General features: G+C 74.0%; 25 protein-coding genes. 13 read left to right on the forward strand and 12 right to left on the reverse strand.

Translation table 11 applies throughout. The features are described 5' to 3' along the window. From JOF36_RS31115 to JOF36_RS31135, 5 genes are all read right to left on the reverse strand, one after another. Complete coding sequence (locus tag JOF36_RS31115; RefSeq protein WP_210033981.1) at window positions 1-441, reverse strand: META domain-containing protein; 441 nt, start codon at window positions 439-441, stop codon at window positions 1-3. Window positions 442-550: 109 nt separating this feature from the next. Next, window positions 551-916 carry a cupin domain-containing protein gene (locus JOF36_RS31120; RefSeq protein ID WP_210033982.1) on the reverse strand — a complete coding sequence of 122 codons (366 nt, stop codon included), beginning with the start codon at window positions 914-916 and terminating at the stop codon, window positions 551-553. A 28-nt stretch (window positions 917-944) separates the two neighbouring features. Further along, complete coding sequence (locus JOF36_RS31125) at window positions 945-1,169, reverse strand: hypothetical protein (RefSeq protein WP_210033983.1); 225 nt, start codon at window positions 1,167-1,169, stop codon at window positions 945-947. A gap of 16 nt (window positions 1,170-1,185) precedes the next feature. Beyond that, window positions 1,186-3,051 (reverse strand): ABC transporter ATP-binding protein, encoded by a 1,866-nt coding sequence (locus JOF36_RS31130; protein ID WP_210033988.1) that lies wholly within the window; start codon window positions 3,049-3,051, stop codon window positions 1,186-1,188. After that, the gene (locus tag JOF36_RS31135) at window positions 3,051-4,625 is read right to left on the reverse strand and encodes an NUDIX hydrolase (protein ID WP_210033989.1); all 1,575 of its coding nucleotides are present in this window, start codon (window positions 4,623-4,625) and stop codon (window positions 3,051-3,053) included. The genes JOF36_RS31130 and JOF36_RS31135 overlap by 1 nt, the downstream gene beginning before the upstream one ends. A 129-nt stretch (window positions 4,626-4,754) precedes the next feature. Here JOF36_RS31135 and JOF36_RS31140 point away from each other — a divergent pair, with 129 nt between their 5' ends. Further along, window positions 4,755-6,779 (forward strand): copper-translocating P-type ATPase, encoded by a 2,025-nt coding sequence (locus tag JOF36_RS31140; protein ID WP_245351045.1) that lies wholly within the window; start codon window positions 4,755-4,757, stop codon window positions 6,777-6,779. On the opposite strand, the gene JOF36_RS31145 is transcribed toward JOF36_RS31140, so the two are convergent. Next, complete coding sequence (locus JOF36_RS31145; protein WP_307862683.1) at window positions 6,769-7,350, reverse strand: TetR/AcrR family transcriptional regulator; 582 nt, start codon at window positions 7,348-7,350, stop codon at window positions 6,769-6,771. The genes JOF36_RS31140 and JOF36_RS31145 overlap by 11 nt on opposite strands. A 76-nt stretch (window positions 7,351-7,426) precedes the next feature. On the opposite strand from JOF36_RS31145, the gene JOF36_RS31150 reads away from it, so the two are divergent. Then, window positions 7,427-8,569 carry a DUF418 domain-containing protein gene (locus JOF36_RS31150; RefSeq protein WP_210033991.1) on the forward strand — a complete coding sequence of 381 codons (1,143 nt, stop codon included), beginning with the start codon at window positions 7,427-7,429 and terminating at the stop codon, window positions 8,567-8,569. Between the two features lie 46 nt (window positions 8,570-8,615). Here the strand turns inward: JOF36_RS31150 and JOF36_RS31155 are convergent, their stop codons facing one another. After that, complete coding sequence (locus JOF36_RS31155) at window positions 8,616-9,620, reverse strand: LacI family DNA-binding transcriptional regulator (protein WP_210033992.1); 1,005 nt, start codon at window positions 9,618-9,620, stop codon at window positions 8,616-8,618. A 57-nt stretch (window positions 9,621-9,677) separates the two neighbouring features. Between JOF36_RS31155 and JOF36_RS31160 the strand changes: the two genes are divergently transcribed. Further along, window positions 9,678-11,342 (forward strand): glycoside hydrolase family 13 protein, encoded by a 1,665-nt coding sequence (locus JOF36_RS31160; RefSeq protein WP_210033993.1) that lies wholly within the window; start codon window positions 9,678-9,680, stop codon window positions 11,340-11,342. 5 nt (window positions 11,343-11,347) lie between these two features. Here JOF36_RS31160 and JOF36_RS31165 read toward each other — a convergent pair whose 3' ends face one another. Next, entirely contained in the window at window positions 11,348-12,220 is an 873-nt protein-coding gene (locus JOF36_RS31165; RefSeq protein ID WP_210033995.1) for an SDR family NAD(P)-dependent oxidoreductase, read from the reverse strand. Window positions 12,221-12,366: 146 nt separating this feature from the next. Here JOF36_RS31165 and JOF36_RS31170 point away from each other — a divergent pair, with 146 nt between their 5' ends. The 10 genes from JOF36_RS31170 to JOF36_RS31215 all read left to right on the forward strand — a co-directional run bounded on the left by JOF36_RS31170 (window position 12,367) and on the right by JOF36_RS31215 (window position 22,313). Continuing rightward, window positions 12,367-12,960, forward strand: coding sequence for a TetR/AcrR family transcriptional regulator (locus tag JOF36_RS31170; protein WP_210033997.1), 594 nt, complete (start codon window positions 12,367-12,369; stop codon window positions 12,958-12,960). A 99-nt stretch (window positions 12,961-13,059) separates the two neighbouring features. After that, window positions 13,060-13,572 (forward strand): MarR family winged helix-turn-helix transcriptional regulator, encoded by a 513-nt coding sequence (locus JOF36_RS31175; RefSeq protein WP_210033999.1) that lies wholly within the window; start codon window positions 13,060-13,062, stop codon window positions 13,570-13,572. 161 nt (window positions 13,573-13,733) lie between these two features. Beyond that, window positions 13,734-15,002 carry an FAD-dependent monooxygenase gene (locus JOF36_RS31180; RefSeq protein WP_210034001.1) on the forward strand — a complete coding sequence of 423 codons (1,269 nt, stop codon included), beginning with the start codon at window positions 13,734-13,736 and terminating at the stop codon, window positions 15,000-15,002. A gap of 74 nt (window positions 15,003-15,076) precedes the next feature. After that, window positions 15,077-16,474 carry an MFS transporter gene (locus JOF36_RS31185; RefSeq protein WP_210034003.1) on the forward strand — a complete coding sequence of 466 codons (1,398 nt, stop codon included), beginning with the start codon at window positions 15,077-15,079 and terminating at the stop codon, window positions 16,472-16,474. After that, complete coding sequence (locus tag JOF36_RS31190; protein WP_210034005.1) at window positions 16,471-17,262, forward strand: FAD binding domain-containing protein; 792 nt, start codon at window positions 16,471-16,473, stop codon at window positions 17,260-17,262. Before JOF36_RS31185 ends, JOF36_RS31190 begins: the two co-directional genes overlap by 4 nt. Continuing rightward, a complete protein-coding gene (locus JOF36_RS31195) occupies window positions 17,255-19,612 on the forward strand; it encodes a xanthine dehydrogenase family protein molybdopterin-binding subunit (protein WP_210034012.1) in 2,358 nt (785 codons plus the stop codon). Before JOF36_RS31190 ends, JOF36_RS31195 begins: the two co-directional genes overlap by 8 nt. Next, window positions 19,609-20,136 carry a (2Fe-2S)-binding protein gene (locus JOF36_RS31200; protein ID WP_210034014.1) on the forward strand — a complete coding sequence of 176 codons (528 nt, stop codon included), beginning with the start codon at window positions 19,609-19,611 and terminating at the stop codon, window positions 20,134-20,136. Before JOF36_RS31195 ends, JOF36_RS31200 begins: the two co-directional genes overlap by 4 nt. Further along, window positions 20,133-20,768 carry an isochorismatase family protein gene (locus JOF36_RS31205; protein ID WP_210034016.1) on the forward strand — a complete coding sequence of 212 codons (636 nt, stop codon included), beginning with the start codon at window positions 20,133-20,135 and terminating at the stop codon, window positions 20,766-20,768. The genes JOF36_RS31200 and JOF36_RS31205 overlap by 4 nt, the downstream gene beginning before the upstream one ends. 31 nt (window positions 20,769-20,799) lie before the next feature. Beyond that, window positions 20,800-21,651, forward strand: a complete 852-nt coding sequence (locus JOF36_RS31210) for an alpha/beta fold hydrolase (protein WP_210034018.1) — start codon at window positions 20,800-20,802, stop codon at window positions 21,649-21,651. 179 nt (window positions 21,652-21,830) lie between these two features. Beyond that, window positions 21,831-22,313 (forward strand): hypothetical protein, encoded by a 483-nt coding sequence (locus tag JOF36_RS31215; protein WP_210034020.1) that lies wholly within the window; start codon window positions 21,831-21,833, stop codon window positions 22,311-22,313. 6 nt (window positions 22,314-22,319) lie between these two features. Here the strand turns inward: JOF36_RS31215 and JOF36_RS31220 are convergent, their stop codons facing one another. The 4 genes from JOF36_RS31220 to JOF36_RS31235 are packed head-to-tail and all read right to left on the reverse strand — an operon-like array spanning window position 22,320 to window position 26,400. After that, entirely contained in the window at window positions 22,320-23,225 is a 906-nt protein-coding gene (locus tag JOF36_RS31220; protein ID WP_210034022.1) for a PfkB family carbohydrate kinase, read from the reverse strand. Next, window positions 23,222-24,667 carry a purine-cytosine permease family protein gene (locus JOF36_RS31225; RefSeq protein ID WP_210034023.1) on the reverse strand — a complete coding sequence of 482 codons (1,446 nt, stop codon included), beginning with the start codon at window positions 24,665-24,667 and terminating at the stop codon, window positions 23,222-23,224. The genes JOF36_RS31220 and JOF36_RS31225 overlap by 4 nt, the downstream gene beginning before the upstream one ends. Before the next feature lie 9 nt (window positions 24,668-24,676). Then, window positions 24,677-25,681 (reverse strand): ADP-ribosylglycohydrolase family protein, encoded by a 1,005-nt coding sequence (locus JOF36_RS31230; protein WP_307862684.1) that lies wholly within the window; start codon window positions 25,679-25,681, stop codon window positions 24,677-24,679. Continuing rightward, window positions 25,678-26,400, reverse strand: coding sequence for a GntR family transcriptional regulator (locus tag JOF36_RS31235; RefSeq protein ID WP_210034025.1), 723 nt, complete (start codon window positions 26,398-26,400; stop codon window positions 25,678-25,680). Before JOF36_RS31235 ends, JOF36_RS31230 begins: the two co-directional genes overlap by 4 nt. Between the last annotated feature and the right edge of the window lie 101 nt (window positions 26,401-26,501).

The following is a 26,501-nucleotide window of genomic DNA, read 5'->3' on the forward strand; positions in this document are numbered from 1 at the left end:
TCAGGGCAGTTCGCGCACCAGGCGGGCCTGCTGGGCACCGGACGCGTCCCGCAGGACGAGGTCGCCGCCGTGCAGCTCGGCCCGGCCCGCGTCGGCGATCCACCGGGCGATCGGGACGTTCTCGCAGCCGATCATCGTGCTCATGCCCGCGGTCCCGTCGAATGTTCCGTCGCCGTCGGGTCCGAGGGTCCAGGTGCCGCGCTGCCCGTTGCACCCGTCCGAGCCGGTCCAGCCGCCGTCGGCGGCGAACTCGGCGAACGCCCGGCCCTGCGCGGTGCCGTCGGCGGGGAACCAGCGCCCGAGGATGTCGTCGGCCGTGGCGGAACGCGGGGCGGCGCCCCCTGTCCCGGGTGCACCCGGTCCCGGCGCGGCCGTGGCGTCGGCACAGCCGAGCACGGCCAGCACGGCGAGCAACGCCGGCGCGAGCATCGTCCGGCTCATCACGGCACCTCCCCCTTCGTCCGGTTCCACGTCTACTCGCGATCGGGCCGGCTGTCACGCCGACAGGTTTCAGCTCAGTGCTGCTGCTTCGACCCTCGACCGCCGGGCCTCAGTCCCCGTCGCGGTGGGCGGCGCCGATCTCGAACGCCGGCAGGCACACCGCCACGTACTCGGCGCCGTCCGGCCCGGGCGAGCTGTAGCGCACCCACTCCCCCGGGGCCACGTGCACCGCCTGCCCGGCGGGCACGGTGAGCTCACCACCGGTGTGCTCGACCCGCAGCTCCCCGCGCAGCACGAGCGTGTACTCGTCGAACTCAGGGGTCTGGCCGGGCTCCGCCCAGCCGGGCGGGCTGTGCATGTGCGCCACCGACACGTTCGCGGCACCGGTGTTCACCCGGCCCACGTACTCGTCGATGGTCTTCGGCGGGGATCCGGCGGCGGTCACCCGGCTGGCGGTCTCGATCAGTCGCGGCATCGGTCCATCCTGCCCTCGCGGCGCCGGGTCAGGGCCCGCCGTCGCCGGGCGGCCGGGGTGACGGCAGCGCCGGGCCCGGGCGGGCGTCGACACGCTCCGCGGGGAACGGGCCGCCGTGTGCGGACAGGTCGATCCGCACGACCCGGGCCGGTGGGAACACCAGGCCCGTCTGTTCCCTGTCCGGGCGCAGCGGATGCCGGTAGTGCGTGCGGACCCAGCTGCGGTTCCGCCAGTGCCCCTCGACCCTGACCACGGCCCACCTCCCGCACTCACCGCCGATGCTCGCTCGGCAAGCCTCGCTCAGTGCCAGGGAACCACGGCCCACCGACGGTCGCCGCGATCGACCGGCTCGCCGCCGCGCCGTCGTCGCTCTCGGACAGCAGGCGGTGCATGTCGCGGAACAGCCCGGACGCGGCGACCAGCTCGGCGTGCGTACCGGACTGCACCACGCGGCCGCGCTCCAGGACGTGGATCCGGTCCGCGGACCGCAGGGTGGACAGCCGGTGCGCGACGACGAGCACGGTGCGGCCCGTCGTCAGCCGCTCCAGGCCCGCCATCACCAGCGACTCGGACACCGCGTCGAGCCCGGACGTCGGCTCGTCGAGGACGACGACCGGGGTGTCGCGCACCAGCGCGCGGGCGATCGCGATCCGCTGGCGCTGCCCGCCGGACAGCGTCGAGCCGCGCTCGGTGAGGACGGTGTCCCAGCCGTCCGGCAGCCGCTCGGCGAACTCGTCGACGTGCGCGGCCCGGCCGGCGGCGATCAGCTGCTCACGGGTGGCGTAGGGCGCGCCGTAGCCGATGTTGTCGAGGATCGTGCCCGCGAGCAGCACCGGTTCCTGCGGGACGACCGACACCTGGTCGCGCAGCGACTTCCCGGTGACCGAGCGGACGTCGTGGCCGTCGAGCAGCACGGCACCGGCCTGGACGTCGTGCAGGCGCAGCAGGAGCCCGCCGACCGTGGACTTCCCGGCGCCGGTGGGCCCGGCCAGTGCGACCGTCTCGCCGGGCCGGGCGACGATCGAGACGTCGTGCAGCACCGGGTGGGCCGGGTCGTAGCCGAACCGGACGCCCCGCAGCTCCACGTGCCCGCGCAGCGGCGGCAGCGGACGGGCGCCGGGCACGTCGGCGACCTCGGGTGCGGTGTCGAGCACCTCGCAGACACGGTCCGCCGACGCCTGCCCCTTGCTGATCGTCGTCTGCAGCTTCGCGAGCTGGCGGACCGGCTGGTAGAGCCGCTCGTTGTAGGTGAGGAACACCAGCAGCACGCCGAGATCCATCGCCCCGGCCATCACCTGCAGCGAGCCGGCGAGCAGCACCACCGCGCGTCCACCGTGGACCAGGACCTCGACGACGGCGGGCAGCCGCGCGGCGTGGTCGACCCGGTGCAGCCCGGCCGACATCCGCTCGTGGCCGTGGGTGCGCAGGCGCGACTCCGAGCGGGCCTCGCCGGCGAACGTCTTGACCAGCCGGATCGCGCCGAGCGACTCGACGGCGTGCGCGGCGACCCGGCCCTCGGCCGCGCGGGCGATCGCGGCCCAGGACTTGATGACCGCGCGGTAGTGCACGAGGACGACGTAGAGCACCGGTCCGACGGCCAGCGACAGCAGCGCGAACGCCGGGTCCAGCGCGAGGGTCACCGCGATGATCCCGACCAGCAGCGTCACGTTCGGCAGCAGCACCGACAGCACCGCGACCAACAGCGTCTGCACGGTCGAGGTGTCGGCGGTGAGCCGGTTGCCGAGGTCCCCGACGCGCTGGGTGTCGTGGTAGCGCAGCGGCAGTGCCTGCAGGTGCGCGAACAGCCGGTGCCGCAGGTCGGCCAGCACCCGCTCGCCCACCCCTGCCAGCAGGCGTTCGGCACCGTAGGTCGCCGCGGCGCCGGCCGCCGCGGCCAGGCAGAGCCCGAGCGCGCACACGACGACCAGCCCGGCGCCGGTGCCGACCAGCCGGGTGACCGGCTCCAGGACGTCCGGCACACCCGCCCCGCCGAGCACCGCGTCCACGACGACGGCCAGCGGCCACGGCAGCAGCAGCGTCAGTCCCGCCGCGACGACGGTCAGCACCCCACCCGCCGCCAGCCGGCCCCGGTGCCCGGCCAGCAGGTCCCGGAACCGCCACAACACGGTGGTCATCAGGCGACCCGGCCCGGCCCGGTCAGGGCGTGCTCGATCTGGGTGTGCTCGGTCAGGCTGTGCTCGGTCAGGCTGTGCCCGGTCAGGCTGTGCCCGGTCAGGCTGTGCTCGGCCGCAACACCGCCGACGACGGCGCGGTCGCGTTCCCTCATCAGCCACCGGGCCGCCTCGTGCAGCGGCACCCAGCGCACTCCGTCGACTTCGGACGGGTCCGGGCGGCCGGACGCGGCGAGCGGGGTCATCAACCAGTAGCGGACCTGCTTGGCACGACGGTTGCGGTCCCGGTAGCGCACGCCCGTGACCTCGGCGCCCGCCCGGCACCGCAGTCCGGTCTCCTCGCGGACCTCGCGCAGTGCGGCGTCCACGTCGGACTCCCCCGGCGCGACGGCACCCTTCGGAAGGGACCAGTCACCGTGCCGCGCCCGGTGCACGAGCAGCACCTGCGGGCCACCCGGGCCGGGGCGCAGCAGCACACCGCCCGCGGCCCGCTTGGCGGGGCCGTCGGTGTCGACGGGCAGTGCGTCGCGCAGCGGTCCCAGAGCGGTGAGCGGATCGCGCAGGTCCGGCCGGTCGACGGCGGCGAGCGCGTCGCGGGCGGGCCCGGGCGGGAGGTCTGCCGCCAGCTCCGCCGCGGCGTCGGCGAGCAGGACGGCCGCCGCCCGGTGCTGCAGGTCGGCGACTTCCCGGTCGACGGAGGCGAGCACGGACGGTCGGGGCGGGGCGCCTTCGGCTCCGGTCCCGATCGCGGGTCCCGTTCTGGCTCCAGTCCCAGGTCCGGTATCGGTCGCGGTCCCAGCTCCGGTGCCGGTGCCGGTGCCGGTTCTGCCCCCGGTCGCGGTCCCGGTCCCATCTGCGGTGTGCCCGACCGACCGGGTGCCGGGCACGGGGGTGCCGGTGAGCCCGGCGTCGACCGCCAGGGCGAGCACGATCCGCAGCTCGGCCGCCCGCCGGTGCACCGCGCCGGCGTCGCACGGGTCGGTGTCGCGCACCAGCTTGCGCAGGCGCCGGTGCAGCAGCGGCGGCAGCAGCACCGACGCCGGCAACGCCGGGTCGCCCAGCGGCGCGCCGGCCCGCAACGGGACCCGGCCCGCGGCGAGCGCGCCGAGGTCCGCGGCGAGCCCGGCGTCCAGGACCCCCAGCAGGGAGCGGCGCCGGGTCCGGACGAGCGCGGCCCGCAGCACGCGCGCCTCGGGGTCGTCGGCGACGCCGTCGAGCAGCGCGATCCGCAGGTCCAGGTCGTGCCGGGCGGCCAGCGCCCGCGCCGGGACGTCGGTGGCCGCGCGGACCCGCACCGCGTGCTCCTTGTCGAGCAGCGGCCGCAGCGACCGCAGCTCGGTGCGCAGCGTGCCGAGGGCGTCCACCACCGCGGCGACCGACGCCGGGTCGTCGCCTCCGGGGCCGGCGAGCGCGCGCAGCCAGCATGCCGCCGTGGCCGCGCTCCCGGCGAGCCGGGCGGCGGCGAGCGGGCCGGTGCCCGGGGGCGTCGAACGGATCGCCCGCACGGGCGGCGTGCCCGTCGGTCCGGTGGCCGGTGTCGGGCTCTGCACGGTCTGCACGGTCTGCACGGTCTGCACGGAAGGGACGGTGCGGGTCCGGCGGGTAGCGGCGCACTGCGCGAGGGTTAAGGCACGGTAATCCTGTCGGAATACCCCCTAGGGGTATCACGTTCCTGCGGTAGCGCACCCCCACGGGAAGGAACGGCCATGAACAGCGACGCATCGGACCACGGACACCATGACGGGCACGGCGACGGACACGGCGACCACGCCGCGATGTTCCGCGACCGCTTCCGGATCACCCTGATCCTGGCGGTGCCGGTCGTCGCGTTCAGCCCGATGGTCGGCATGGTGTTCGGCTACACCCCGCCGTCCTGGTCGGGGTGGATCCCGCCGCTCCTCGGGTCGATCGTCTACTTCTGGGGCGGGTGGCCGTTCCTGACCGGTGCGATCGCCGAGATCCGGTCGCGCCGGCCGGGCATGATGCTGCTCGTCGGCCTGGCGATCACCGTCGCCTACGGCGCCAGCCTGCTGCATGCGCTCGGCATCGGCGCACTGGACTTCTGGTGGGAGCTCGCGCTCCTCGTCGTGATCATGCTGCTCGGCCACTGGCTGGAGATGCGCGCACTCGGCCAGGCCTCCGGCGCACTGGACGCGCTCGCCGCACTGCTCCCGGACACCGCCGAACGGATCGGGCCGGACGGAACCGTCGAGACCGTCTCCCCCGCCCTGCTCGGTGTGGGCGACACCGTGCTCGTGCGGTCGGGCGGGCGGGTCCCGGCCGACGGCAGCATCGTCGAGGGAGCCGCCGAGGTCGACGAGTCGATGATCACCGGCGAGTCCCGGCCGGTCTCCCGTGCCGGGGGTGACCGGGTCGTCGCGGGGACCGTCGCCACCGACTCGGCGCTGCGGGTACGGGTGGACGCGGTCGGCGAGGAGACCGCGCTGTCCGGGATCCGCCGGCTGGTCGCACGCGCCCAGGAGTCACGGTCGCGAGCGCAGACGCTGGCCGACCGGGCGGCCGCGCTGCTGTTCTGGTTCGCCGCCGGGGCCGGCGTCCTGACCCTCGCCGTCTGGTCGTCGCTCGGCGAGCTGCCCCAGGCCGTGACCCGTACCGTGACCGTCCTGGTGATCGCTTGCCCGCACGCTCTGGGCCTGGCGATCCCGCTGGTCGTCGCGATCTCCACGGCCCGTGCCGCGCGCGCCGGGATCCTGGTCACCGACCGGCTCGCGCTGGAGCGCACCCGCACCGTCGACACCGTCCTGTTCGACAAGACGGGCACCCTGACCACCGGGGAGCCGAAGGTCATCGGGGTCGCCGGAGCCGAGAACACCCTCGCGCTGGCCGCCGCCGTCGAGGCCGACAGCGAGCACCCGCTCGCGCGGGCGGTCGTCGACGCCGCAGCCGGCCTCGACGTGCCCCGTGCCCGGGACTTCCGCTCGCACACCGGACGCGGCGTCACCGCGACCGTGGACGGCCGGGAGATCGCCGTCGGCGGCCCGGCCCTGCTGCGGGAGCGCGATCTCGACGTCCCCGCGGACCTCGAGCGATCGACGCACGACTGGAGTGCCGACGGCGCCACCGTGCTGTACGTGGTGCGTACCGGTGAGCAGAGCAGAGCGAGGGCACAGGAAGTCGTCGGCGCCCTCGCGCTCGCGGACACGGTCCGGCCCGAGTCGCGGGAAGCGGTCGACGCGCTGCACGCCCGTGGCGTCCGGGTCGTCATGATCACCGGGGACGCCCGCCCGGTCGCCGACGCGGTCGCCCGTGACCTCGGTGTGGACGAGGTGTTCGCCGAGGTCCTCCCGGACGGCAAGGACGACCGGGTGGCCGAGCTGCAGCGCCGCGGCGCGGTCGTCGCCATGGTCGGGGACGGCGTCAACGACGCGCCGGCGCTGGCCCGTGCCGACGTCGGCGTCGCAATCGGAGCCGGCACCGACGTCGCGATCTCCTCGGCCGGCGTCGTGCTCGCCTCGTCCGACCCGCGCGCGGTGCTGTCGGTGATCGAGCTGTCCCGCGCCGGCTACCGGAAGATGCTCCAGAACCTGTGGTGGGCCGGTGGGTACAACGTCGTGTCGGTGCCGCTCGCCGCGGGCGTGCTGGCCCCGGTCGGCATCGTGCTGCCCCCCGCGGTCGGAGCGGTCCTGATGAGCCTGTCGACGATCGTGGTCGCGCTCAACGCGCAGCTGCTGCGGCGGGTGGACCTGCGCCCGGCGCGCTTCACCGGCTGAGCCCGACCGCGGGCAGGATCGCCTGGTCGACGATCTCGGCGAGGCGGTCCGGGCCGGGCTCGGCGCCCGTGTCGATCCCGTACTTGAGCACCAGAGCCTCCCCGAGGTCCTCCACCACGGGGGTCAGCAACGCGGGGTCGAGGTGCCCCAGCCGGGCGTAGTGGTGCAGGACGGTCGCGGTGAACCGGCGCCCCGAGGCGTCGAAGACGTGCTGCAGCCCGGCGGCGAGTTCCGGTTCCCGGTGGCGCTCGGTGAGGATCACCTGCACCGCCCGCGAACTGGGGTGCCGCGACCACTGCAGGAGCAGCTCGAGTGAGCGGATGAGGTCCCCACGGAGGTCGTCGGCGGCCGGCGACGGTTCCTCGACCGGGTAGGCCGCACCGATCGCGTCGAGCAGCAGCGCGCCGGGGGTCGGCCACCGGCGGTAGAGCGTCGTCTTCGCCGTCGCCGCCCGCCGCGCGACGCCCTCCATGGTCAGCCTGCCCAGCCCCACCTCGTCGAGCTCGGCGAGCACGGCCTCGTGCAGCGCCGCCACCAGCTCGGCCCCACGGCGTCGTGAACGTGCCGCCACGATCCTCCTTGCTAGCTACGGAAGCGTATCTTATTCTGCGATCGCTACGCGTCCGTATCCTAACGGGGGGCCACTCATGTCCGCACCACCCACGAGGCTGCCGGGCACCGACCGCGCCCTCGCACCGGATCTCGCCCGCGGCGCGATGCTCGCCCTGATCGCGCTCGCGCACGCACAGGTGCTCACCGGCCGGGGGCTCGCGCCGCCCCCGGGGGCCGCCCCGGTCGTGGACGGTGTGACACAGGCACTGCTGACCCTGCTCGTCGACAGCCGGGCGTACCCGATGTTCGCGGCGCTGTTCGGCTACGGCCTGGTCCAGCTGCTGCGCCGCCGGGAACCGGTGATCGGCACGGACGGCGCCCGGCGTCTGCTGCGCCGGCGCGGCCTGTGGCTCGTGGTCTTCGGGATCGCCCACACCGTGCTGCTGTTCACCGGCGACATCCTCGCGGCCTACGGCATCCTCGCGGTGCTCCTGGCCGGGATGCTGGACGGCCCGGGCAGGCGACTGCTCGTCGCGGCCTCGATCGCGGCCGTGGCCGGTTCACTCGCCTACGGCGCGGTGCTTGCCATGCCCGATCCCACCGACGGCGTCGACACGCCCGCCGACCCACTGACGTCCGCCCTGATCAGGGTGGCCGTCTTCCCGGTGCTCACCCCGCTCAACGCGATCATGGCCGCGGCCCCGGTGCTGGTCGGCGTCTGGGCCGCCCGCCGCGGAGTGCTCACCGACCCGGCCCGGCACCGCGTGCTGCTGCGCCGGGTGGCCGTCACCGGGATCGCGATCGCCGTGATCGGGGCACTCCCCCAGGCCGCCCGCACCACCGGGCTGTGGGCCCCGGACTTCTCCGGCGCGTTCGCCGCGGGGGCGCTGCACACCGCGACCGGGTACGCCGGGGGCCTCGGCTACGCCGCCGCGATCGGCCTGCTCGCCGCGTACCTGACCACCCGGTCCCGCTCCGGACGGGGCACGGCGGCGCTCGTCGCGTGCGGCAGGCGGTCGCTGAGCTGCTACCTCGCGCAGTCCGTCGCCTGGCTGCTGCTGTTCGAGCCGTACCTGCTCGACCTGGGTGGCACCGTCGGGCCCGCGGGCGCCTCGGTGATCGGGCTGATGGTGTGGGCGATCACCGTGGGCGTCGCCGTCCTGGCCGAGCGTGCCGGGCGCCCGGGCCCCGCGGAGTCGCTGCTGCGCAGGCTGGTGGAGCCGCGACCGGATCGGTGAGCCGGTGTCGTCCGGCACCGAACCTGCGCCGGCGGTGGCGTACCGGTCAGCCGCGGGCGGGCGGCGCCGTCGTACCCCGCACGACCAGCCGGGTCGGCAGCTCGACGGCTGCCGGCTCGGTGCCGTCGAGCGCGGCGAGCAGCGCCTGCGCCGCCAGCTCGCCCTGCCGGCGGACCGGCTGCCCGATGGTGGTGAGATCGGAGACGGCGGCCATCTCGTGGTCGTCGAACCCGACCACCGACACCCGGCCGGGCACGTCCACCCCGGCCCGGCGCAGGGTCCGGACCAGGCCGAGCGCGGCCTCGTCGGACATCGCGAACACCGCCGTCGGCAGCCGGGGCAGCGACAGCAGCTCCCCCGCCGCCGCGTCACCGGCGTCGACGTCGGCGCCCACCTCCAGCACCGGGCCCCGGGTGCGGCCGGACTCGTCGAGGGCGTCGGCCCAGCCCGCGCGGCGGTCGCGGGTGGTGGCCTGTCCGCACGCCTCGTCCGGGTCGAACGACACCAGGGCGACCTCGGCGTGCCCGAGACCCACCAGGTGCCGCACGGCGGCGCGCGCGCCCGCCCGGTCGTCGATCCCGATCCGGGGCCGGCCCGCCATCTCGCCGCCGACGACCACGACCGGCACCGCGAGGTCATCCAGCGCGAGCCGCTCGGCGTCGTCGATCGCGGAGGCGACGACGATCAGCCCGTCCGCCCGCCCGCGTACGGGCAGCGTGCTGAAGAAGTGCGCCCGGCCCTGCGGGTCGCCGAGGTTGTGCAGCTGTAGCGCGTGCCCGTCCGCCGAGAGCACCGACTCCACGCCGGCCACCGCCTCGGCGAAGAACCAGCGGGTCGGGAACCGGGCGAGCACCGCCACCGTGGCCGCGCGGACGGGCACGGTGTAGCCGAGCGTCGCGGCGGCCCGGCGGACACGCTCCCGGGTACCGAGGGAGACCGGGGTGCCGTCGCGCAGCGCCCGGGACACCGTCGCCGGCGACACCCCGGCGAGCTCGGCCACCCGCCGGACGCCCGCCCGGCGGACGACCTCGGGAAGCGGCTCGTCCGTCACGGGGACATTCTGCGCCGACCTCGACAGCTGTTGCAACAGCGTGGAACAGTATGAAACATGAGTGCCCACGACCTCGACTGGTGGCGCAACGCCGTCGTCTACCAGGTGTACATCCGCAGCTTCGCCGACGGGAACGGTGACGGCACCGGCGACATCGCCGGGCTGCGCAGCAAGCTGGACCATCTCGCGCGGCTCGGCGTCGACGCGATCTGGATCAACCCCTGGTACCCGTCACCGCTGGCCGACGGCGGCTACGACGTGGCCGACTACCGCGCGATCGACCCGCGGTTCGGCGACACCGCGCAGGCCGAGGCGTTCGTCGCCGAGGCGCACGAGCGCGGGATCAAGATCCTGCTCGACATCGTCCCGAACCACCACTCCGACGAGCACGAGTGGTTCCGTGAGGCCCTCGCTGCCGGCCCCGGCTCGCCGGAGCGGGAGCGCTACGTCTTCCGCGACGGCCGCGGCCCGGACGGGGCGCAGCCGCCGAACAACTGGGAGTCGATGTTCGGCGGTCCCGCCTGGGAGCGGGTTCCCGACGGCCAGTGGTACCTGCACCTGTTCGACGTCAAGCAGCCGGACGTGAACTGGGAGCACCCGGAGATCCGGGAGGACTTCGAGCGGACCCTGCGGTTCTGGTTCGACCGGGGCGTCGACGGATTCCGGGTCGACGTCGCCAACGCGATGATCAAGCAGCCGGGGCTGCCGGACATCGAGCAGGGCGTGAACGACGTCCAGGACGGCGGCCACCCCTACCTCGACCGCGACGACGTGCACGAGGTCTACCGGTCGTGGCGCGCGATCGGTGACTCCTACGACCCGCCGAAGGTCTTCGTGGCCGAGGCGTGGGTGCCGGACCCGGAGCGGCTGGCCCGCTACCTGCGGCCCGACGAGCTGCAGACCGCGTTCAGCTTCAACTTCCTCACCGCCGCCTGGCTGGCCGACGACCTGCGGCGCAACATCGACGACGCGATCGCCGAGAACACCGCGGTGGGCGCGCCGGCGACCTGGGTGCTGTCCAACCACGACGTCTGCCGCCACCCCAGCCGGCTGGCCCGCAAGCCCGAGGCCGGTCGCGGCTGGCTCCTCGACGACGTGCTCGACCTGCCGGCCGACCCGGAGCTCGGGCTGCGCCGGGCCCGCGCCGCGACCCTGCTGATGCTGGCGCTGCCCGGGACCGCGTACCTGTACCAGGGCGAGGAGTTCGGGCTGCCCGAGGTCGAGGACATCCCGGTCGAGCAGCTCGACGACCCGACCTGGGAGCTGTCCGGGCACAGCAAGCGGGGCCGGGACGGCTGCCGGGTGCCGCTGCCGTGGGCCGCGAACGAGCCGTCGTTCGGCTTCTCCGTCAATGCTCGTTCCGCCGGCGCCGCTCTGAGCGACCCCGCCTGGCTGCCGCAGCCCGAGGTCTTCGCCCGGCACGCCGCGGACGTCCAGGAGTCCGATCCGGACTCGGTGCTGCACCTCTACCGGGACGCGCTGGCGATCCGGCACGCCCACCCGGCGCTGGGCGGCGGCACGCTGACCTGGCTGGACTCCCCGGAGGGCACCCTGGCGCTGGCCCGGACGTCGAACGAGGGCGAGAGCGGCTTCACCGCGCTGGTCAACGTCTCGTCGTCGCCGGTCTCACTCCCCGAGGACGCCGAGGTGCTCCTGGCCAGCGGCCCGCTCACCGCCCGCGACGAGGTGCCCGCCGACACCACGGTGTGGCTGCGACAGTGAGGTGATCAGGCCACCACGGGCAGCCCGGAGAACCACACCTCGCGCAGCGTGCGCCCGGTCCAGCGCCAGACCCGGCGGGCCAGGACCGGGTCCAGTGCGTGCGCGGCGACCCCGCGCCCGGCGGCGTCCTCGAAGTAGCGCCCGCTGATCCCACCGGCCAGCGGCGAGGCCGCGGCCAGCACGACCGTCGCGGCACCGATGGTTCCGGGGTGCACGGTGTTCACCGCGATCGCGTCCCCGGACCAGCGGCGCGCCGCCTCGACCACGTGCAACACCGCGGCGGTCCGGGAGCGCGCGTGGGCCAGCTCGGAGTCGTAGCGGGAGGACATGAAGTGCGGGTCGTCGAGGTCGAGCGGCGTGAGCTCGTGGGTGGACGACGAGACGTGCACCACCCGGGCGCCATCCACCGCGGTCAGCGCCCAGTGCAGGCCCGTGCTCAGTGCCGCGGGCCCGAGGTGGTTGACCGCGAGGTGCAGTTCCCACTCCTCGGCGGTGCGGGTGAGCGGAGCGCCCACGACGCCCGCGGCGTGCACCAGCATGTGCAGCGGCCCGTCCCAGAGCCGCACGAAGCGCGCGATCGAACGCTGGTCGGCGAGATCGAGCTCGCCGACCCGGATGTGCTCGTTGCCGGTGTCGGCGACGATGCCGGCCCGGGCGGCGGCACCGGCATCGGCATCGCGGACGGCGAGGGTGACCTCGGCACCGGCGGCGGCGAGGGCACGGGCGGTCTCCAGCCCGATGCCGGACGCGGCACCGGTGACGACCGCACGGCGGCCGGTGAGATCGACGCCCGCGAGGACATCGGCGGCGGTCGACCCGGGAACCGGGATCTCCTCCGCGGCGGGCAGGGATCGGGTGGAGGTGAAGCGGAATGACATGAACAGTGCTCCCGTCTGCTCGGGACACGCGGAGCGAACCCGGGAGGTGGAAACGGAGGGCTCTCCGTATGCACAGAACTTTATCCGGAGTACCCTCCGGATCGCAAGCCGTATCGTGGAGCCGATCCTGTCCGAGGAGGCACGACATGCCCACCGACACCGGCGACACCGGCACCCGTCCGGCGCTGCGCGCGGACGCCGCTCGCAACCGTGAGCTGCTGCTCGCCGCAGCTGTCCGCGCCTTCACCGTGGCGAGCGCGGGCGGCGCACCGCCCGCCCTGGACCGCATCGCGAAGGACGCCGGGGTCGGCATCGGCACGCTGTACCGGCACTTCCCGAATCGCGAGGCACTCGTCGAGGCGGTCTACCGCAACGAGCTCGACCGGCTGTGCGCGGCGGCGGCCGAACTGCGCACCGAGCTGCCCGCCGACCAGGCACTGCGCGCCTGGATGGACCGGTTCGTCGACTACGTGATCACCAAGAGGCACCTCGCCGACTCGCTGCACGCGCTCGTCGCGGACGGGCGCAACCCGTTCGCGCGCAGCCGGGAGCGCATGGTCGACGCGGTGCGTTCACTGCAGGAGGCCGGCGTGGCCGACGGCACCCTGCGCGCCGACGTGGACGCCGCGGACGTGCTCGTCGGGACCAGCGGCGTCTGCATGGCCGTCGCCGACCCGGAGGGACGGACCCAGGCCGGGCGCCTGCTCGATCTCCTGGTCGACGGCCTCCGTCCGCGCTGACCGGTCGCGGCGCCCGGCCACCGGGCGTGATCGTCCGGACACGTAGGATCGGCGTCGGAACCGGAGGACGGCCGGGTCCGGGTGGATCACGGAGGAGTCATGGGCGAGCCGCTGGGCCGGCGCCGGACACAGAAGCCGAGCATCACGGCCGCACCGCCCGCGGATCTGGTCGCCGCTCCCGGCTACGGCGCCCGCCGCATGTACCAGGCCTACCTCTCCGCCTGGAGCCGGCACGTCGACGCCGTCCTGACCGGGCCGCAGTTCGCGGTGCTGTCCGCGATCCGCGCCTACCCCGACTCCGACCAGAGCTCGCTGGCCGGCGCCGTCGCCCTCGACACCTCGACGATGGCCGACGTCTGCCGGCGGATGGAACGGCGCGGCCTGATCACCCGCACCGAGTCGCCACGCGACGCCCGCCGCAAGATCCTCTCCCTCACCGACGACGGCGACGAGGCCCTCGAGGAGGCCACCCGCCGGACCCGGCGCCTGGACCGGGAGCTGCTCGCCGCGGTCCCCGAGGAGCGGCGCACCGAGATCGCCGGCCTACTGAACACGCTCGGAGCGCACTGGGAGGCGGTCGCGGAGCGCGACCCTCTCGACGACTGGGCGTGACCGATCCGGCGACCCGGTGTCGCCGGATGTGAACGACGGGTCACGCCGCGTTTCGGTACGGGTTCATTCCCGGCGAACTCTTGCGTATCCGGATAGTACGTGCTCGGATTACTTCCCGTGCGGGCCACGTCACACGGCCCGATGGACGCGAGGAGGTAGTTGTGGCACCCAGCCAGTCCCTGGAGATCACGGTGGCGGGAGGCGGCCTGGGCGGGCTCACCGCCGCGCTCGCGCTGCGCCAGCAGGGCTTCCGGGTCACCGTGCTGGAAGCTGCGCCGCAGCTCGGCGAGGTCGGCGCCGGCATCCAGACCGCCCCGAACGCCAGCCGCGTGCTGATCGGGCTCGGCCTGCGGCCGGAGATGGAGCGCATCCACACCGCTCCGCAGGACCAGGTCCGCCGGCGTTGGGCCGACGGCAGCGTCATCGCCCAGCTCGCGCTCGGGCAGCGCGTCGTCGACGCCTACGGCGCCCCCTACTGGCACTACCACCGGGCCGACCTGCACCGGGTCCTGCTCGATGCCTGTGTCGCCCCGGAGGGCGCGGGCCCGGCGGTCGCCGTGCACACCGACGCGAAGGTCGTCGAGCTCGACCGCACCGACCCCGACCGCCCGGTCGCGATCACCGCCCGCGGCGAGCGGTTCGCCGGGGACGTCCTGGTCGGCGCGGACGGGATCCGGTCGAGCGTGCGGGACCTCGCCGGGTTCGACGACACCCTGGTCTTCTCCGGCGAGATGGCCTACCGGGCACTGATCCCCGGTGACCTGATCGCCGGCGACCCGGCCACCCGGTTCCTGCTGGACCGCTACCACTCGACGATCTGGTACGGCCCGGACAAGCACCTGGTGCACTACATGATCCGCAACGGCGAGTACCTCAACGTCGTCGGGATCGTCCCGTGCACCGAGCAGGTGGAGCGCGACTGGAGCGGCCCGGCGACCGCCCAGGACATGGTCGACGACTTCGCCGACTGGGACGACCGCGTCCCGGCGATGCTGTCCAAGGCCAAGGACGACGTGTCGGCCTGGGCCCTCTACCGGCGCCGGCGCGACCCGCTGTGGGTCGACGGCCGGGTCGCCCTGCTCGGTGATGCCTGTCACGCCATGCTCCCCTACCAGGCGCAGGGCGCCTCCCAGGCGATGGAGGACGCCGCCGTGCTGGCCGAGGAGCTCGGCGCCGCCGGCCGGTCCGACATGGACGGTGCGCTGTCGCGCTACGTGCATCGTCGCGCCAAGCACGCCGGCATGGTGCAGGACGCCTCGCTGCAGAACATGAGCTTCTACCACCTGCCCGACGGCCCCGAGCAGCGCGCGCGTGACGAGAAGCTGCGCACCTTCGACGGTGAGTCGGACGTCTCCTACGACTGGCTCTGGCGTGGATCGCCCCTGCACGATCCCGACAACGAGGCCATCACCTACCAGTTCGCCCGCTGAGCGCAGCTTGCGAAGCGAGCATCGACGCTGAGCGCAGCTTGCGCAGCGACCATCAACGCTGAGGAGTACCGACTGTGCGTACCGGAGACCAGGTCGTCCAAGACCTGCCCTGGCGGTGGAACGTCCAAGGGAAGATCTTCATCATCGGCGGCCTGGGCTACATGTTCGACGCCTGGGACGTCGCCCTCAACGGCTTCCTGACACCGCTGCTCGGCACCGAGTTCGACCTCGGTACCGGTGAGCGCGGCCTCGTCGCGACGGCGAACCTGGTCGGCATGGCCGTCGGTGCCGTCGTCTGGGGCACGATCGCGGACCGGATCGGCCGCAAGCGTGCCTTCAGCATCACCCTGATGATCTTCGCGTTGTTCTCGGTGCTCGGCGCGCTGTCGCCGACCTGGGAGATCTTCCTGGTCCTGCGCTTCCTGGCCGGTGTCGGCCTCGGCGGCTGCATCCCGGTCGACTACGCGATCGTCAGCGAGTTCTCCCCGAGAAAGCAGCGCGGCAGGGTACTCGCCGCGATGGACGGCTGGTGGCCGATCGGCACCACGCTGGCGGGTGTCTCGGCGACCCTGCTGGTCCCGGTCGACGGCAACTGGCGCTGGATGCTCGCGCTGATGGTGCTGCCCGCGCTGCTGCTGTTCTGGGTCCGCCGCGGCGTTCCGGAGTCCCCGCTCTTCCTGGCCCGCACCGGCCGTGAGGAGGAGGCCCGCGTGGTCATCGACGACATGGTCCGCCGGACCGGCGCGACCCCCGAGCCGTACTCCATCCCGGCCGTGGCGCCGGCGTCCACGCGGTCGCGCCTTCGCGGCGTGTCCGCCGTGGCCGAGCAGCTGAAGCTCGTCTGGGCGTTCTCCCCGAAGATCACCGGCGTCGCCTGGGCGCTGTTCATCACCGTGATGGTCGTCTACTACGCCGCGCTGTCCTGGATGCCGTCGATCCTGCGGGCGCAGGGCATGGGCGAGGTCGCCGCGTTCGGGTCCACCACCGTGATGAACGCGGTCGGCATCCTCGGCGTGATCACCTCGGTGCTGCTGGTCGAGACGCTCGGCCGCAAGTGGGTCATCGGCATCGCCGCCCCGCTGGCCGCGCTGTCGCTGATCGTGTTCTCGCTGGTGATCGAGTCCCCGACCGCGGCCATCGTGATGATCGCGGTGTTCGGGTTCTTCGCGCTGGTCGTCATCCCGGTCATGTACGCCTACGTCTCCGAGCTGTACCCGACCGAGCTGCGGGCGTCCGGGTTCGGATGGGCGTCGTCGTCGAGCCGTGCGGTCACCGGGTTCGTCCCGCTGGTCTTCGGCACCGTGCTCTGGCCGGTGCTGGGCCTGCCGCTGACGTTCACGCTGATGGGCGTGCTCGTCGTCGGCGCGGTGGTGTTCATGGCCTTCTGCGCCCCGGAGACCAAGGGCCGCGAGCTGGACCGGATCACCGGCACCGAGGAGGAGCTGGACACGCAGGTGGTGGAGAAGGCGTGAAGCCCGCCGCGTTCACCTACCACCGGGCGTCCTCGGTGCGCGGCGCGGTCGACCTGCTGACCGAGCTGGCCGACGAGGAGCCGAAGCTCCTCGCCGGCGGCCAGAGCCTGGTCGCGATGATGAACTTCCGGATGGCCCGCCCGGGCCACCTGGTCGACATCACGCACGTACCCGGTCTGGCCGGCATCCGCCGCGACGGCTCGCGACTGCGGATCGGGGCGCTGACCACGCACCGGGCCGTGGAGAAGGCCGACCTGGGCCCGGACTTCGCCGTGCTGTCGCGCGCCATGCGCTGGGTCGGGCACCTGCCGATCCGCACCCGTGGCACGGTCGGAGGCAGCATCGCGCACGCCGACGCCACCGCCGAGTGGTGCCTGCTCGCGGTCCTGCTGGACGCCCGGATCGTCGCGGAAGGCCCGGCCGGGCGCCGGGAGATCGGCGCGGGCGACTTCTTCCTCGGGCCGTTCACCACCGCTCTGGAACCCGACGAGGTGATCGTGGAGATCGTGTTCGACCGGCCCGCACCGCGGGCCGCACTGACCGAGTACGCCGACCGGCGGGGCGACTTCGCGATCGTCGCCGCCGGTGCGGATCTCGACACCGGCTCCGTCGTGCTCGGCGGGGTCGCGACGGAGCCGCTGCTCGTCCGCCCGGCCGGTACCGCCGACGAGATCGCCGGCGCCCTGGGCCTGCGGGACGAACCGGGTGCGCCCGCGGCCTACCGCCGCGGGCTCGTCCGGACCCTCGTGGCCCGGGCCCGGGCGCAGGCGGGTGGTCAGGATGGCTGAGCCCGGCTTCCGCCGTGACGGCACCTGGGTCGGGGCGAACGTCCCACGGCGCGAGGACCCGCGGCTGCTCGCCGGCCGCGGCCGGTTCGTCGACGACATCACCCTGCCCCGGATGCTGCACGCCGCGTTCGTGCGCAGCTCCGAGGCGCACGCCCGGATCACCTCGGTCGACCTGTCCGAGGTGCGGGAGGTGCCCGGCGTCGTCGCCGCGTTCGACGCCGCCGAGCTCGGGCTGGCCGACATCACCGCCCTGCTCGACCGGCCCGCGGAGGAGTTCACGCCGACGTCGATGCCGGTCCTGGCCCGCGACCGGGTCCGCTACGCCGGTGAGCCCCTGGCCATCGTCCTGGCGACCGACCCGTACGCGGCCGAGGACGGGGTGGAGGCGGCCGTCGTCGAGTACTACCCGCTCGACCCGGTGGTGACCGAGGCCGCCGCGCTGGCCGCCGCGGGCCCACCGGTGCACGACGAGGCACCCGGCAACGTGCTCGTCGACGTCTCGCTGTTCGCCACCGAGGGCATCGACGACGTGTTCGCCTCGGCGCACACGGCCGTGACCGTCGAGGCGAACACCGGGCGGCAGAACGCCCTGCCGCTGGAGACCCGCGGCGTCGTCGCCGACTGGGACGACCGCGACGAACAGCTCCTCGTCCGCACCTGCACCCAGGTCCCGCACCAGGTCCGCACCGTGCTGGCGCGGTGCGCCGGCCTGGACGAGAAGCAGGTCCGGGTCACCGTGCCCGACATGGGCGGCGGGTTCGGGCAGAAGTGCGTCGTGGGCCGCGAGGAGATCGCGGCCGCGGCGGCGGCCCGCCGGCTGCGCCGCCCGGTGAAGTGGATCGAGGACCGGCGCGAGGCGCTGACCGCGAGCTTCCTGGCCCGCGAGCAGCACTACACCGCCCGCGCCGCGTTCTCGGAGACCGGCGAGATCCTCGCCCTGGACGCCGACGTCGTCTGCGACATGGGCGCCTACTCCTGCTACCCGTTCACGGCCGGGATCGAGCCGCTGATGGCCTCGGCGGAGATGCCGAGCGTGTACACGGTGCCGGCGTACCGGGTGCGGGGCCGCGCGGTCACCACCAACAAGGCGCCCACCGCGCCGTACCGCGGGGTGTCGCGCCCGCAGTACGTGATGGTGATGGAACGGCTGATGGAACGGGCCGCCCGCGAGCTGGGCCTCGACGCCCTGGAGGTCCGCCGCCGCAACCTGATCACCGAGTTCCCGTACCGCGGGATCAACAACGTCACCTACGACCCGGGGTCCTATCTGGAGTCGCTGAACCTGTGCGAGCAGGTGCTGCGTGACGAGGGCTGGCTCGACCACTCCTCGCCGGACGGCCGGGTGATCGGGGTCGGGTACTCCTGCTTCTCCGAGCGCACCGGCTACGGCTCGGGAGCGTTCGCCCAGCGCAAGATGCAGGTCGTGCCGGGATTCGACATCTCGCAGATCACGATGGACCTGGACGGGACGGTCACCGTCACCACCGGCACGCTGTCGCACGGCCAGAGCCACGAGACGACGTTCGCCCAGATCGTCGCCGACCGGCTCGGGATCGGCTACGACAAGGTCAAGATCGTGCAGGGCGACACCGACCGGATCACCTACGGCTGGGGTTCGTTCGCGTCGCGCTCGGTCACCATCGGCGGGTCGGCGGCGTCGGCGGCCTCGGTGAAGCTGGGCGACCAGCTCCGTGAGATCGCCGCGCACCTGGCCGGTGCGGACATCGACTCGACCCGTCTCGACGGGCGGGGCGGCGTCCGCGCCGGGGACCGCACGTACCCGTTCACCGAGCTGGCCGACGTCGCCTACCTGCGGGCGCACCTGCTGCCCAAGGACGTCGGCCCCGGGCTGACCGCGACGGCCAGCTTCGACGTCGGCGGCGACGGCACGTTCTCCAACGCCACCCACGGCTGCGTGGTCGCGCTCGACCCGGGCACCGGCGGCGTGGAGATCCTGCGTTACGTCTGCGTGGAGGACTGCGGGGTGGCGATCCACCCGCAGGTCGTCGAGGGCCAGGCCCGCGGCGGAATCGCGCAGGGCATCGGCGGGGCGCTGTTCGAGCAGGTGACCTACGACGAGCTCGGCCAGCCACTGGCGCCGAGCTTCATGGAGTACAAGGTGCCCACCGCCGCCGAGATCCCGGACGTGCGGATCGAGCACCTGGAGACGCCGTGCGCGTTCACCTCGGACGGCGCGAAGGGCGCCGGCGAGGGTGGGACGATCGGCGCACCGGCCGCCGTCCTCAACGCCGTCAACGACGCGTTGCGGGCCACCGGTGTCGAGCTGGACTCCACCCCGATCCCGCGCGCCGCGATCTTCGCGGCCCTGTCGTCCGAGGAGAGGTCATGACCGACGTGCAGCTGGTCGAGCTGCGGGTGAACGGCGAGCGGCACGATCTCGCGATCTCCCCCCGGCGCACGCTGGCCGACGTGCTCCGCCACGACCTCGGGCTGACCGGCACGCACGTCGGTTGTGAACACGGCATCTGCGGGGCCTGCACGGTGCTGGTCGACGACCAGCCGGCGCGCGCCTGCCTGCTGTTCGCCGTCCAGGTGGAGAACTCGCAGATCCGCACCGTGGAGTCGCTGGCGGGGCCGGACGGCGAGCTGTCGGACCTGCAGCAGTGCTTCTCCGATCACCACGGCCTGCAGTGCGGGTTCTGCACGCCCGGCTTCCTCATGCTGGCCGAGGGCTACCTGGCCGAGGAGCCCGACGCGTCCCGCGAGGAGATCCGCGAGGTCGTCGCCTCGAACCTGTGCCGCTGCACCGGCTACCAGACCATCGTGGACGCCGTCGACGACTGCGCGTCCCGCCGCCGCGCGGTCCTGCAGGCCGCGCTCGACACGGAACGAACAGCAGGGAGCACCGCATGAGCCTGCACGGAGCCGATACCGACGCCACCTACGACCGCGCCGGGTTCGGGGCCCGCAGCCGCCTCGGGACCCGGCCGGCGATCGTCGTCGTGGACCTGACGGCCGGGTTCACCGACCCGGCCGCGCCCACCGGCAGCGACCTGTCCGAGGTGGTCGCCGCGACGTCATCGCTGGTCGAGGCCGCGCGCCCGATCGGCGCGCCGGTCGTGTGGACGACCATCGCCTTCACCCCGGCCGAGCTCGACACCCTGCCCTGGCTGGTGAAGGCGCCCGGCATGCGCGGGCTCGTCGAGGGCTCGGACGCCGTCGCGTTCGACGGCCGCCTCGACGTGCGCGGCACCGACCACGCGCTCACCAAGAAGGGCGCATCGGCGTTCTTCGACACCGGACTCGCGACCGTGCTCCGTGCATCCGGTGTGGACACCGTGCTGGTCTGCGGGGCCACCACGAGCGGCTGCGTGCGCGCGAGCGCGGTCGACGCCGTCCAGTCCGGATTCGGGGTGCTCGTGCCGCGCGAGTGCGTCGGCGACCGGGCGCAGGGCCCGCACGACGCCGCCCTGTTCGACATCGACGCGAAGTACGGCGACGTCGTCGGTCTCGACGACGCGATCGCCTACCTGAAGACACTGTGACATACAAGGACGCGACATTGGAAGGACGGCTGTGACCTCCACCCTCACCACCCGCCAGGTCCGCCAGGACGCCCTGGCCGACCTCGCCGATGTCCAGGCGGTGTCGCGCTGGGCGCGCAACGGCGACGTCCGGCTGCACGTGCTGGACTACGAGGGTTCCGGCACCCCGGTGCTGATCGTGCCCGGCATCACCAGCCCGGCGATCACGATGGACTTCGTCGCGCGCGAGCTGAGCGACCTGTGCCGGCCGCTGCTGCTCGACGTCCGCGGCCGCGGGCTGTCCGACTCCGGAACCTCCTGGACCCTCGGCGACTACGCCGACGACGTGCTCGCCGTACTGTCCGAACTGGACCTGGGCGCGGAGCCGGTCGTCGTCGGGCACTCGATGGGCGCGCGGATCGCCGCCGTCACCGCCACCGCGCGGCCGCTGCGCGGGACCGTGCTCGTCGACCCGCCGCTGTCCGGGCCCGGCCGCGGGCCCTACCCGACCACCCTCGAGGCGTTCCTCGGCCAGCTCACCGAGGCCGTGCGCGGTACCGACGCCGACGAGGTCGCCCGCGCCTGGCCGCGCTGGCCGCGGGCCGAGCAGGGGCTGCGCGCGCGCTGGCTGTCCTCCTGCGACGAGGCCGCGATCCGGGCCACCCACGCCGGGTTCGAGAACGAGGACTTCTTCGACGCCTGGCCGTCGGTGCCCGCCCCGACGACCGTGCTGTACGGCGCGGACTCCCCCGTGGTCACCGCCGACGGCGCCGCCGAGATCGCCGCTGCCAACCCGCGCGGTGAGCTCGTCGCGATCCCGGACGCCGGGCACATGGTGTTCTGGGACAACCCGGCCGAGTCGCTGCGGCTGCTGCGCAGCACGCTGGAGCCGCTGGTCGGCTGAGGACGGTGCGAACGCCCCGGAACGCCCCCACCGGGCGGTCCGGGGCGCTGTCGTCGGTGGGTGCGGGTACCGGTCGGCACCGTGCGCGGGCCTCCGGTGCCACCGTCGGCGTCGCGCCCGGCCCGCCGGGCTGCTGAGCCGGGGCGCGTGCGCGCCCCTTCGGGCCTACTGTCGCGGACGTGGGTACCCGAACCCGGACCGGCGCGTCCGTCCGGGCGGCCACCGTCGTGGTGGCCGCCCTGCTCGTGCTGTCCGGCTGCTCATCCGGCCCGGCGACCCTGGACCGGGCCCCCGACGACTCCGGACCGGGTACGAGCTCGTCCGACCGGGTCGGTGAGCCCGGCGCCGAGTCGCTGCGGACCAAGTTCCGCTACTTCTCCGCGGACGGGCGCCTCACCCGCGACCCGGCCGAGGTCTTCGGTCGCTGCGCGCGCTTCACCGGTGAGATCCGAAACGTGCTGCCGCAGATCCGGCGGGACGTCCCGGCCGCCGCCGACCAGGCCGACGCCACCGAGCAGGCCCTGGACCGCTTCGCCACCGCCGGCTGCGAGGCGGCCCCGGGCATGCCCGGCGGTGGCGACGCCGCGACCTGCGGGCCGGCCTACCGGGAGGTGCAGGAGGCCACGCAGGGCCTCGCGACCGCGGTCGGTGCGTCACGCTGAGCCGGATCAGGCGGCCAGAAGAGTGTCCACTTCGGCCCGGGTCGGTGCCGTCGCCGGCCCGTACCGGGTGACGGCCAGTGCCGCGGCGGCGTTCGCCCGTCTCACGGCCTCGGGCCAGTCGGCGCCACGCAGCAACTCGGCAGCGAGCACACCGCAGTGGGCGTCACCGGCGCCGTTCGTGTCGACGGCCTCGACCGGCGGCGCCGGGACCCGCTCGGCCTGCCCGTCCCGGATCAGCACACAGCCCCGGGCACCGTCGCGGACCACGACGGTCGCGCCGTCCGGGAGCTGTCGGGAGAGCTCCCGACCCGCCGCGAGGGCGTCCGGCTCTCCGGACAGCAGGTGTGCCTCCCGGGCGTTGCAGCTCAGCACACCGGTCACGGCGAGCATCCGTTCCCACGTGTGCGCGGGAACATCGGTCACCAGCGGTCCGGGATCGAGCAGCACCGCTGCCGCTGTATCGGCCACGAAGGACACGAGCCGGTCGGCCTTGTCCGGGACGAGCAGGCTGTAGCCGGACACGTACACGACGTCGTGCGGCGCCGCGGGCGGCAACGGGATCGCCCGGCCGGACTCGGCCCCGCTGCCGGTCACGAACGTGCGTTCCCCGGACGGTTCGACCAGGACCACACAGACACCCGTGTCGACGTGCGGATCCGGCGGCGCTGCGACGGTGACGCCCTCGACAGCCAGCGCTGCCCGCACCAGCTCTCCGCGCGGCCCGGTGCCGTGCCCGCCGGCGTACGTCACTGCGGCGCCCGCCCGGGCAGCCGCGGCGACGACGTTGATCCCGCCACCGGGAAGCATGACGGTGTCGGAGGCGAGGACGTCGCCGCCCGGCGGGGGCAACGCGGGGACCCGCATGACCAGGTCGACGAGCACCTGCCCGGTGTGCACGAGCCGGCCGGTCACCGGGGCTCCCGGGCTCCGCCCAGCAGGGCGTACCCCCCGGCCGCGACGACGAAGGTGATCACCCAGGCGAGTCCGTTCTCGCCGAACCACGTACCGGCGAGCGGGCCGGTGAACCACGGTGTCGACGCCGGGCCGACCGTCGCGAACAGGTACCCGGCGACGATCGCCACGGCCCAGGCCGTCGTGGCCCGCGGCTCGATCCCACCGCGGTACCAGTAACGACCGGTGGGCGAAGTGTCGATCAGGGCGTCCGGGTCGTAGTACCGGCGGCGCAGCATGTCGACCACGAACACACCGACCCACGCCGTGATCGGGATCGCGAGCGCGCTGATGAAGGCGATGAACGGCGTGTAGAAGCCGTCAGCGACCAGCATGAAGTAGATCGCGCCGACGAAGGTCACCAGCACGTCGAGGACCACCGCGTACACACGCGGCAGCTTGACGCCGAGGGTCAGCGTCGTGAGCCCCGCCGAGTACACGGACAGGTGGTTGGACAGCAGCAACCCGCCGAACGCGGCGACCAGGTACGGGATCGCCATCCAGACCGGGAGCATGTCCCGGATGGCGGCAACCGGGTCGCCCGCTTCCGCGAGTGCAGGGTCGCCGGCCGCCAGCAGGCTGCCCAGCGAGATCAGCAGCACCAGCGGGATCCCGGCACCGGCGGCCGCGGACAGCACCAGCGATCCGGCCCGCACCGACGGTGCCTGGTAGCGGGACATGTCGGCCGAGGCGTTCGCCCAGCCGATGCCGGTTCCGGCCGCGATGAGGCCGACCGCGGCCACGACCGCGCCGATCGGCGCCGGGGTCGCCGACGCTACGGCGGTCCAGTTCACGGTGGCGACCAGGAACCCACCGACAAGGATGTTGAGCGCGCCGAACACCCAGGTCGCCCAGCGCTGGACGGCGACCAGGAACCCGTGGCCGAGACCCGCGACCAGCACCGTGCAGAGCACGAAGACCGCGATGCACGCGATGGTGATCACCGGATGGTCCTTCGCCGCCGGGCTGGTACCCGTCACGATGGTGACCAGTGAGAGCAGCGCGAACGCGGCGGTGGTCGTGTTGACCGTCTCCCAGCCGAGCCGGGAGATCAGTGACACCAGGGTCGGGCCGATGTTGCCACGCGCACCGAACACGGCCCGGGACAGGGTCAGCCCGGGCGCACCGCCGCGGCGGCCCGCGATCGAGATGGCGCCGACGATCGCGAATGAGCCGACGGCACCCAACACCGCGGCGATGACGGCCTGCCAGACCGTGAGCCCGGACGCGACGAGCGTCGCACCCAGCGGGAGGCCCAGGATCGAGATGTTCGCGGCGAACCAGACCCAGAACAGCTCACCCGGCCGCCCATGGCGTTCGGCGAGGGGCACGGGCTCGATGCCCCGCGTTTCGAGGGTCCCACCTGCGGGACCGGCATCGGTGTCGGTCGTACCGGTGGCCATGACAGCCTCCTATCGAGAGGTGGACCGGATGTGGAGCAACCCCTCGACCACGTCGTCGAGGGGGTCGAGTAGCGGTGCGTTGACCCGGCGCACGCTCGCGACCAGATCCGCGGGCAGGCCGGCGGCACCGTGCACCGCACCGAGGACGGCGCCGCAGATCGCGGCGATCGTGTCGGTGTCCCCGCCCAGTGAGGCCGCGGTGACCAGCGCGTCCCGTGGGTCGTCGCCGAGCGCCGCCGCCAGGCCGAGCGCCGCGACGACCGACTCGGTGGCCGTCACCGACGTCCCGACGACGCCGGCGACGGTGTCGGCGAGCCTGTCCGGGGCCAGCCCGGGCAGCAGCCGGACGGCGGCCTCGAGCCTGGACGCGACGTCGGCGCCGGCCATCCAGTTCCCGCGCCGGGCGCCGGCCCGGGCCGCGTCCACGGCGGCGGCCAGTGCGGCGGGAAGCCCCGCACCGGACACCGCGGTGGAGACCGCTGCGGCGACCGCGGCGGCGGCGGCGATCCCGGGAGCGGTGTTGTGGGTGACGACCGCGGACTCCACGACGGCGTCGAGCAGCCGCGGACCGGTCGCGGCGATACCGATCGGGGCGACCCGCATCGCAGCGCCGTTGGTGACGCCGTCGCGACCGGCGAGTTCCGGTGGTTCACCCTCGGCAAGCCGGGTCAGCGCGCGGCGGGTGGAAGGTCCGAGCAGGTCCAGGGACCCGCGCAGGAGCATCTCCTTCTCCCAGTCCCCGAGCGCGGAGGCGAACACCCGCGCGGGCACCCGTCCCTCGTGGGCGACGAGGATCCGGGCGAGCAGCAACGCCTGCTCGGTGTCGTCGGTGACGGTCCCCGCCGGGAGCTTCGGAGCGATCGGCTGGTCGTCGGCGCCGTCGAGCAGCCGGTCGACGGCCCCGTACCGGGCCGCGATCGCCTTGCGGGACATCGACTGGGTCGGCATGCCGAGGGCGTCGCCGACGGCCAGGCCGAGAAGCGTGCCGAGCGCGCGATCCTGCTCACCGCTCACCGTGCGTCCCCGGTCGTCGCGGTGCCGCCGAAAGCGAGGTGGAACCGGAAGCGTTGCGGGTCGAGCAGGCTCACCACGTGTTCGGCGAGTCCTCCGCCGGCTGTGCGGGTGACCCGCGTCGCCCGCAGGAACAGATCACCGGGCGCTCGCTCGAGACGGGCGGCGTCGGTGGCGTCGAGCGGCTCGGCGGAGATCCACTGTTCACCGGTCGCACCGTGCAGTCCAGCGGCGGCGAGGGTCGCCGTGATGGATCCGTCCACCAGGCCACGCTCCGGGATCCCGGCCAGCTCGGCGGTCGCGGGCAGCGACGCGGTCTCCAGCGAGACCGGACGGCCGTCGGACCGGCGCAGGCGACGGACCGTGACCAGCGGGCCCTCCCGCTCCTCGACAGCGGGATCGCCGCCCGCGACGATGCCGAGCAGTTCGGTGGTGACCTCGGCACCGGACCCGGCCAGCGCCCGGGCCCAGCCGAGCTGCTGGTCCAGCCGGGCGCCGTCGAAGGTGACGAACGAGCCGACCCCGGTCTCGGTCTCGATGAGATCGCGACGCTGCAGCTCGGCGAGTGCGCTGCGCACGGTCCCCCGGGACACGGCATAGGTCTGCGCGAGCTGGTTCTCCCCGGGCAGCCGCTCACCGTGCCCGAGCCGGCCGGAGCGGATCCGTGTCGCCAGATCCGCGACGAGCTGGGCCCGCTTCGACCGACCGCCCTGTTCAGACATGTACAAACATGTACAGGACTCGGCGCCGTCTTGTCCAGGTCGACCGCTCAGGTCCCCGCGAATCCGAACACGCCGATAGGCCCGCGCCCTCGAGGGTGAGC

The sequence above is a fragment of the Pseudonocardia parietis genome (assembly GCF_017876315.1).
Classification (GTDB): Bacteria; Actinomycetota; Actinomycetes; order Mycobacteriales; family Pseudonocardiaceae; genus Pseudonocardia; species Pseudonocardia parietis.

Bases quoted from the DNA above. Each gene is read 5' to 3' on its own strand.
- JOF36_RS31115 (WP_210033981.1), bottom strand. From the start codon at position 441: ATGAGCCGGACGATGCTCGCGCCGGCGTTGCTCGCCGTGCTGGCCGTG.
- JOF36_RS31120 (WP_210033982.1), bottom strand. From the start codon at position 916: ATGCCGCGACTGATCGAGACCGCCAGCCGGGTGACCGCCGCCGGATCC.
- JOF36_RS31130 (WP_210033988.1), bottom strand. From the start codon at position 3,051: ATGACCACCGTGTTGTGGCGGTTCCGGGACCTGCTGGCCGGGCACCGG.
- JOF36_RS31140 (WP_245351045.1), top strand. From the start codon at position 4,755: ATGAACAGCGACGCATCGGACCACGGACACCATGACGGGCACGGCGAC.
- JOF36_RS31150 (WP_210033991.1), top strand. From the start codon at position 7,427: ATGTCCGCACCACCCACGAGGCTGCCGGGCACCGACCGCGCCCTCGCA.
- JOF36_RS31160 (WP_210033993.1), top strand. From the start codon at position 9,678: ATGAGTGCCCACGACCTCGACTGGTGGCGCAACGCCGTCGTCTACCAG.
- JOF36_RS31165 (WP_210033995.1), bottom strand. From the start codon at position 12,220: ATGTCATTCCGCTTCACCTCCACCCGATCCCTGCCCGCCGCGGAGGAG.
- JOF36_RS31170 (WP_210033997.1), top strand. From the start codon at position 12,367: ATGCCCACCGACACCGGCGACACCGGCACCCGTCCGGCGCTGCGCGCG.
- JOF36_RS31175 (WP_210033999.1), top strand. From the start codon at position 13,060: ATGGGCGAGCCGCTGGGCCGGCGCCGGACACAGAAGCCGAGCATCACG.
- JOF36_RS31195 (WP_210034012.1), top strand. From the start codon at position 17,255: ATGGCTGAGCCCGGCTTCCGCCGTGACGGCACCTGGGTCGGGGCGAAC.
- JOF36_RS31200 (WP_210034014.1), top strand. From the start codon at position 19,609: ATGACCGACGTGCAGCTGGTCGAGCTGCGGGTGAACGGCGAGCGGCAC.
- JOF36_RS31205 (WP_210034016.1), top strand. From the start codon at position 20,133: ATGAGCCTGCACGGAGCCGATACCGACGCCACCTACGACCGCGCCGGG.
- JOF36_RS31225 (WP_210034023.1), bottom strand. From the start codon at position 24,667: ATGGCCACCGGTACGACCGACACCGATGCCGGTCCCGCAGGTGGGACC.
- JOF36_RS31235 (WP_210034025.1), bottom strand. From the start codon at position 26,400: ATGTCTGAACAGGGCGGTCGGTCGAAGCGGGCCCAGCTCGTCGCGGAT.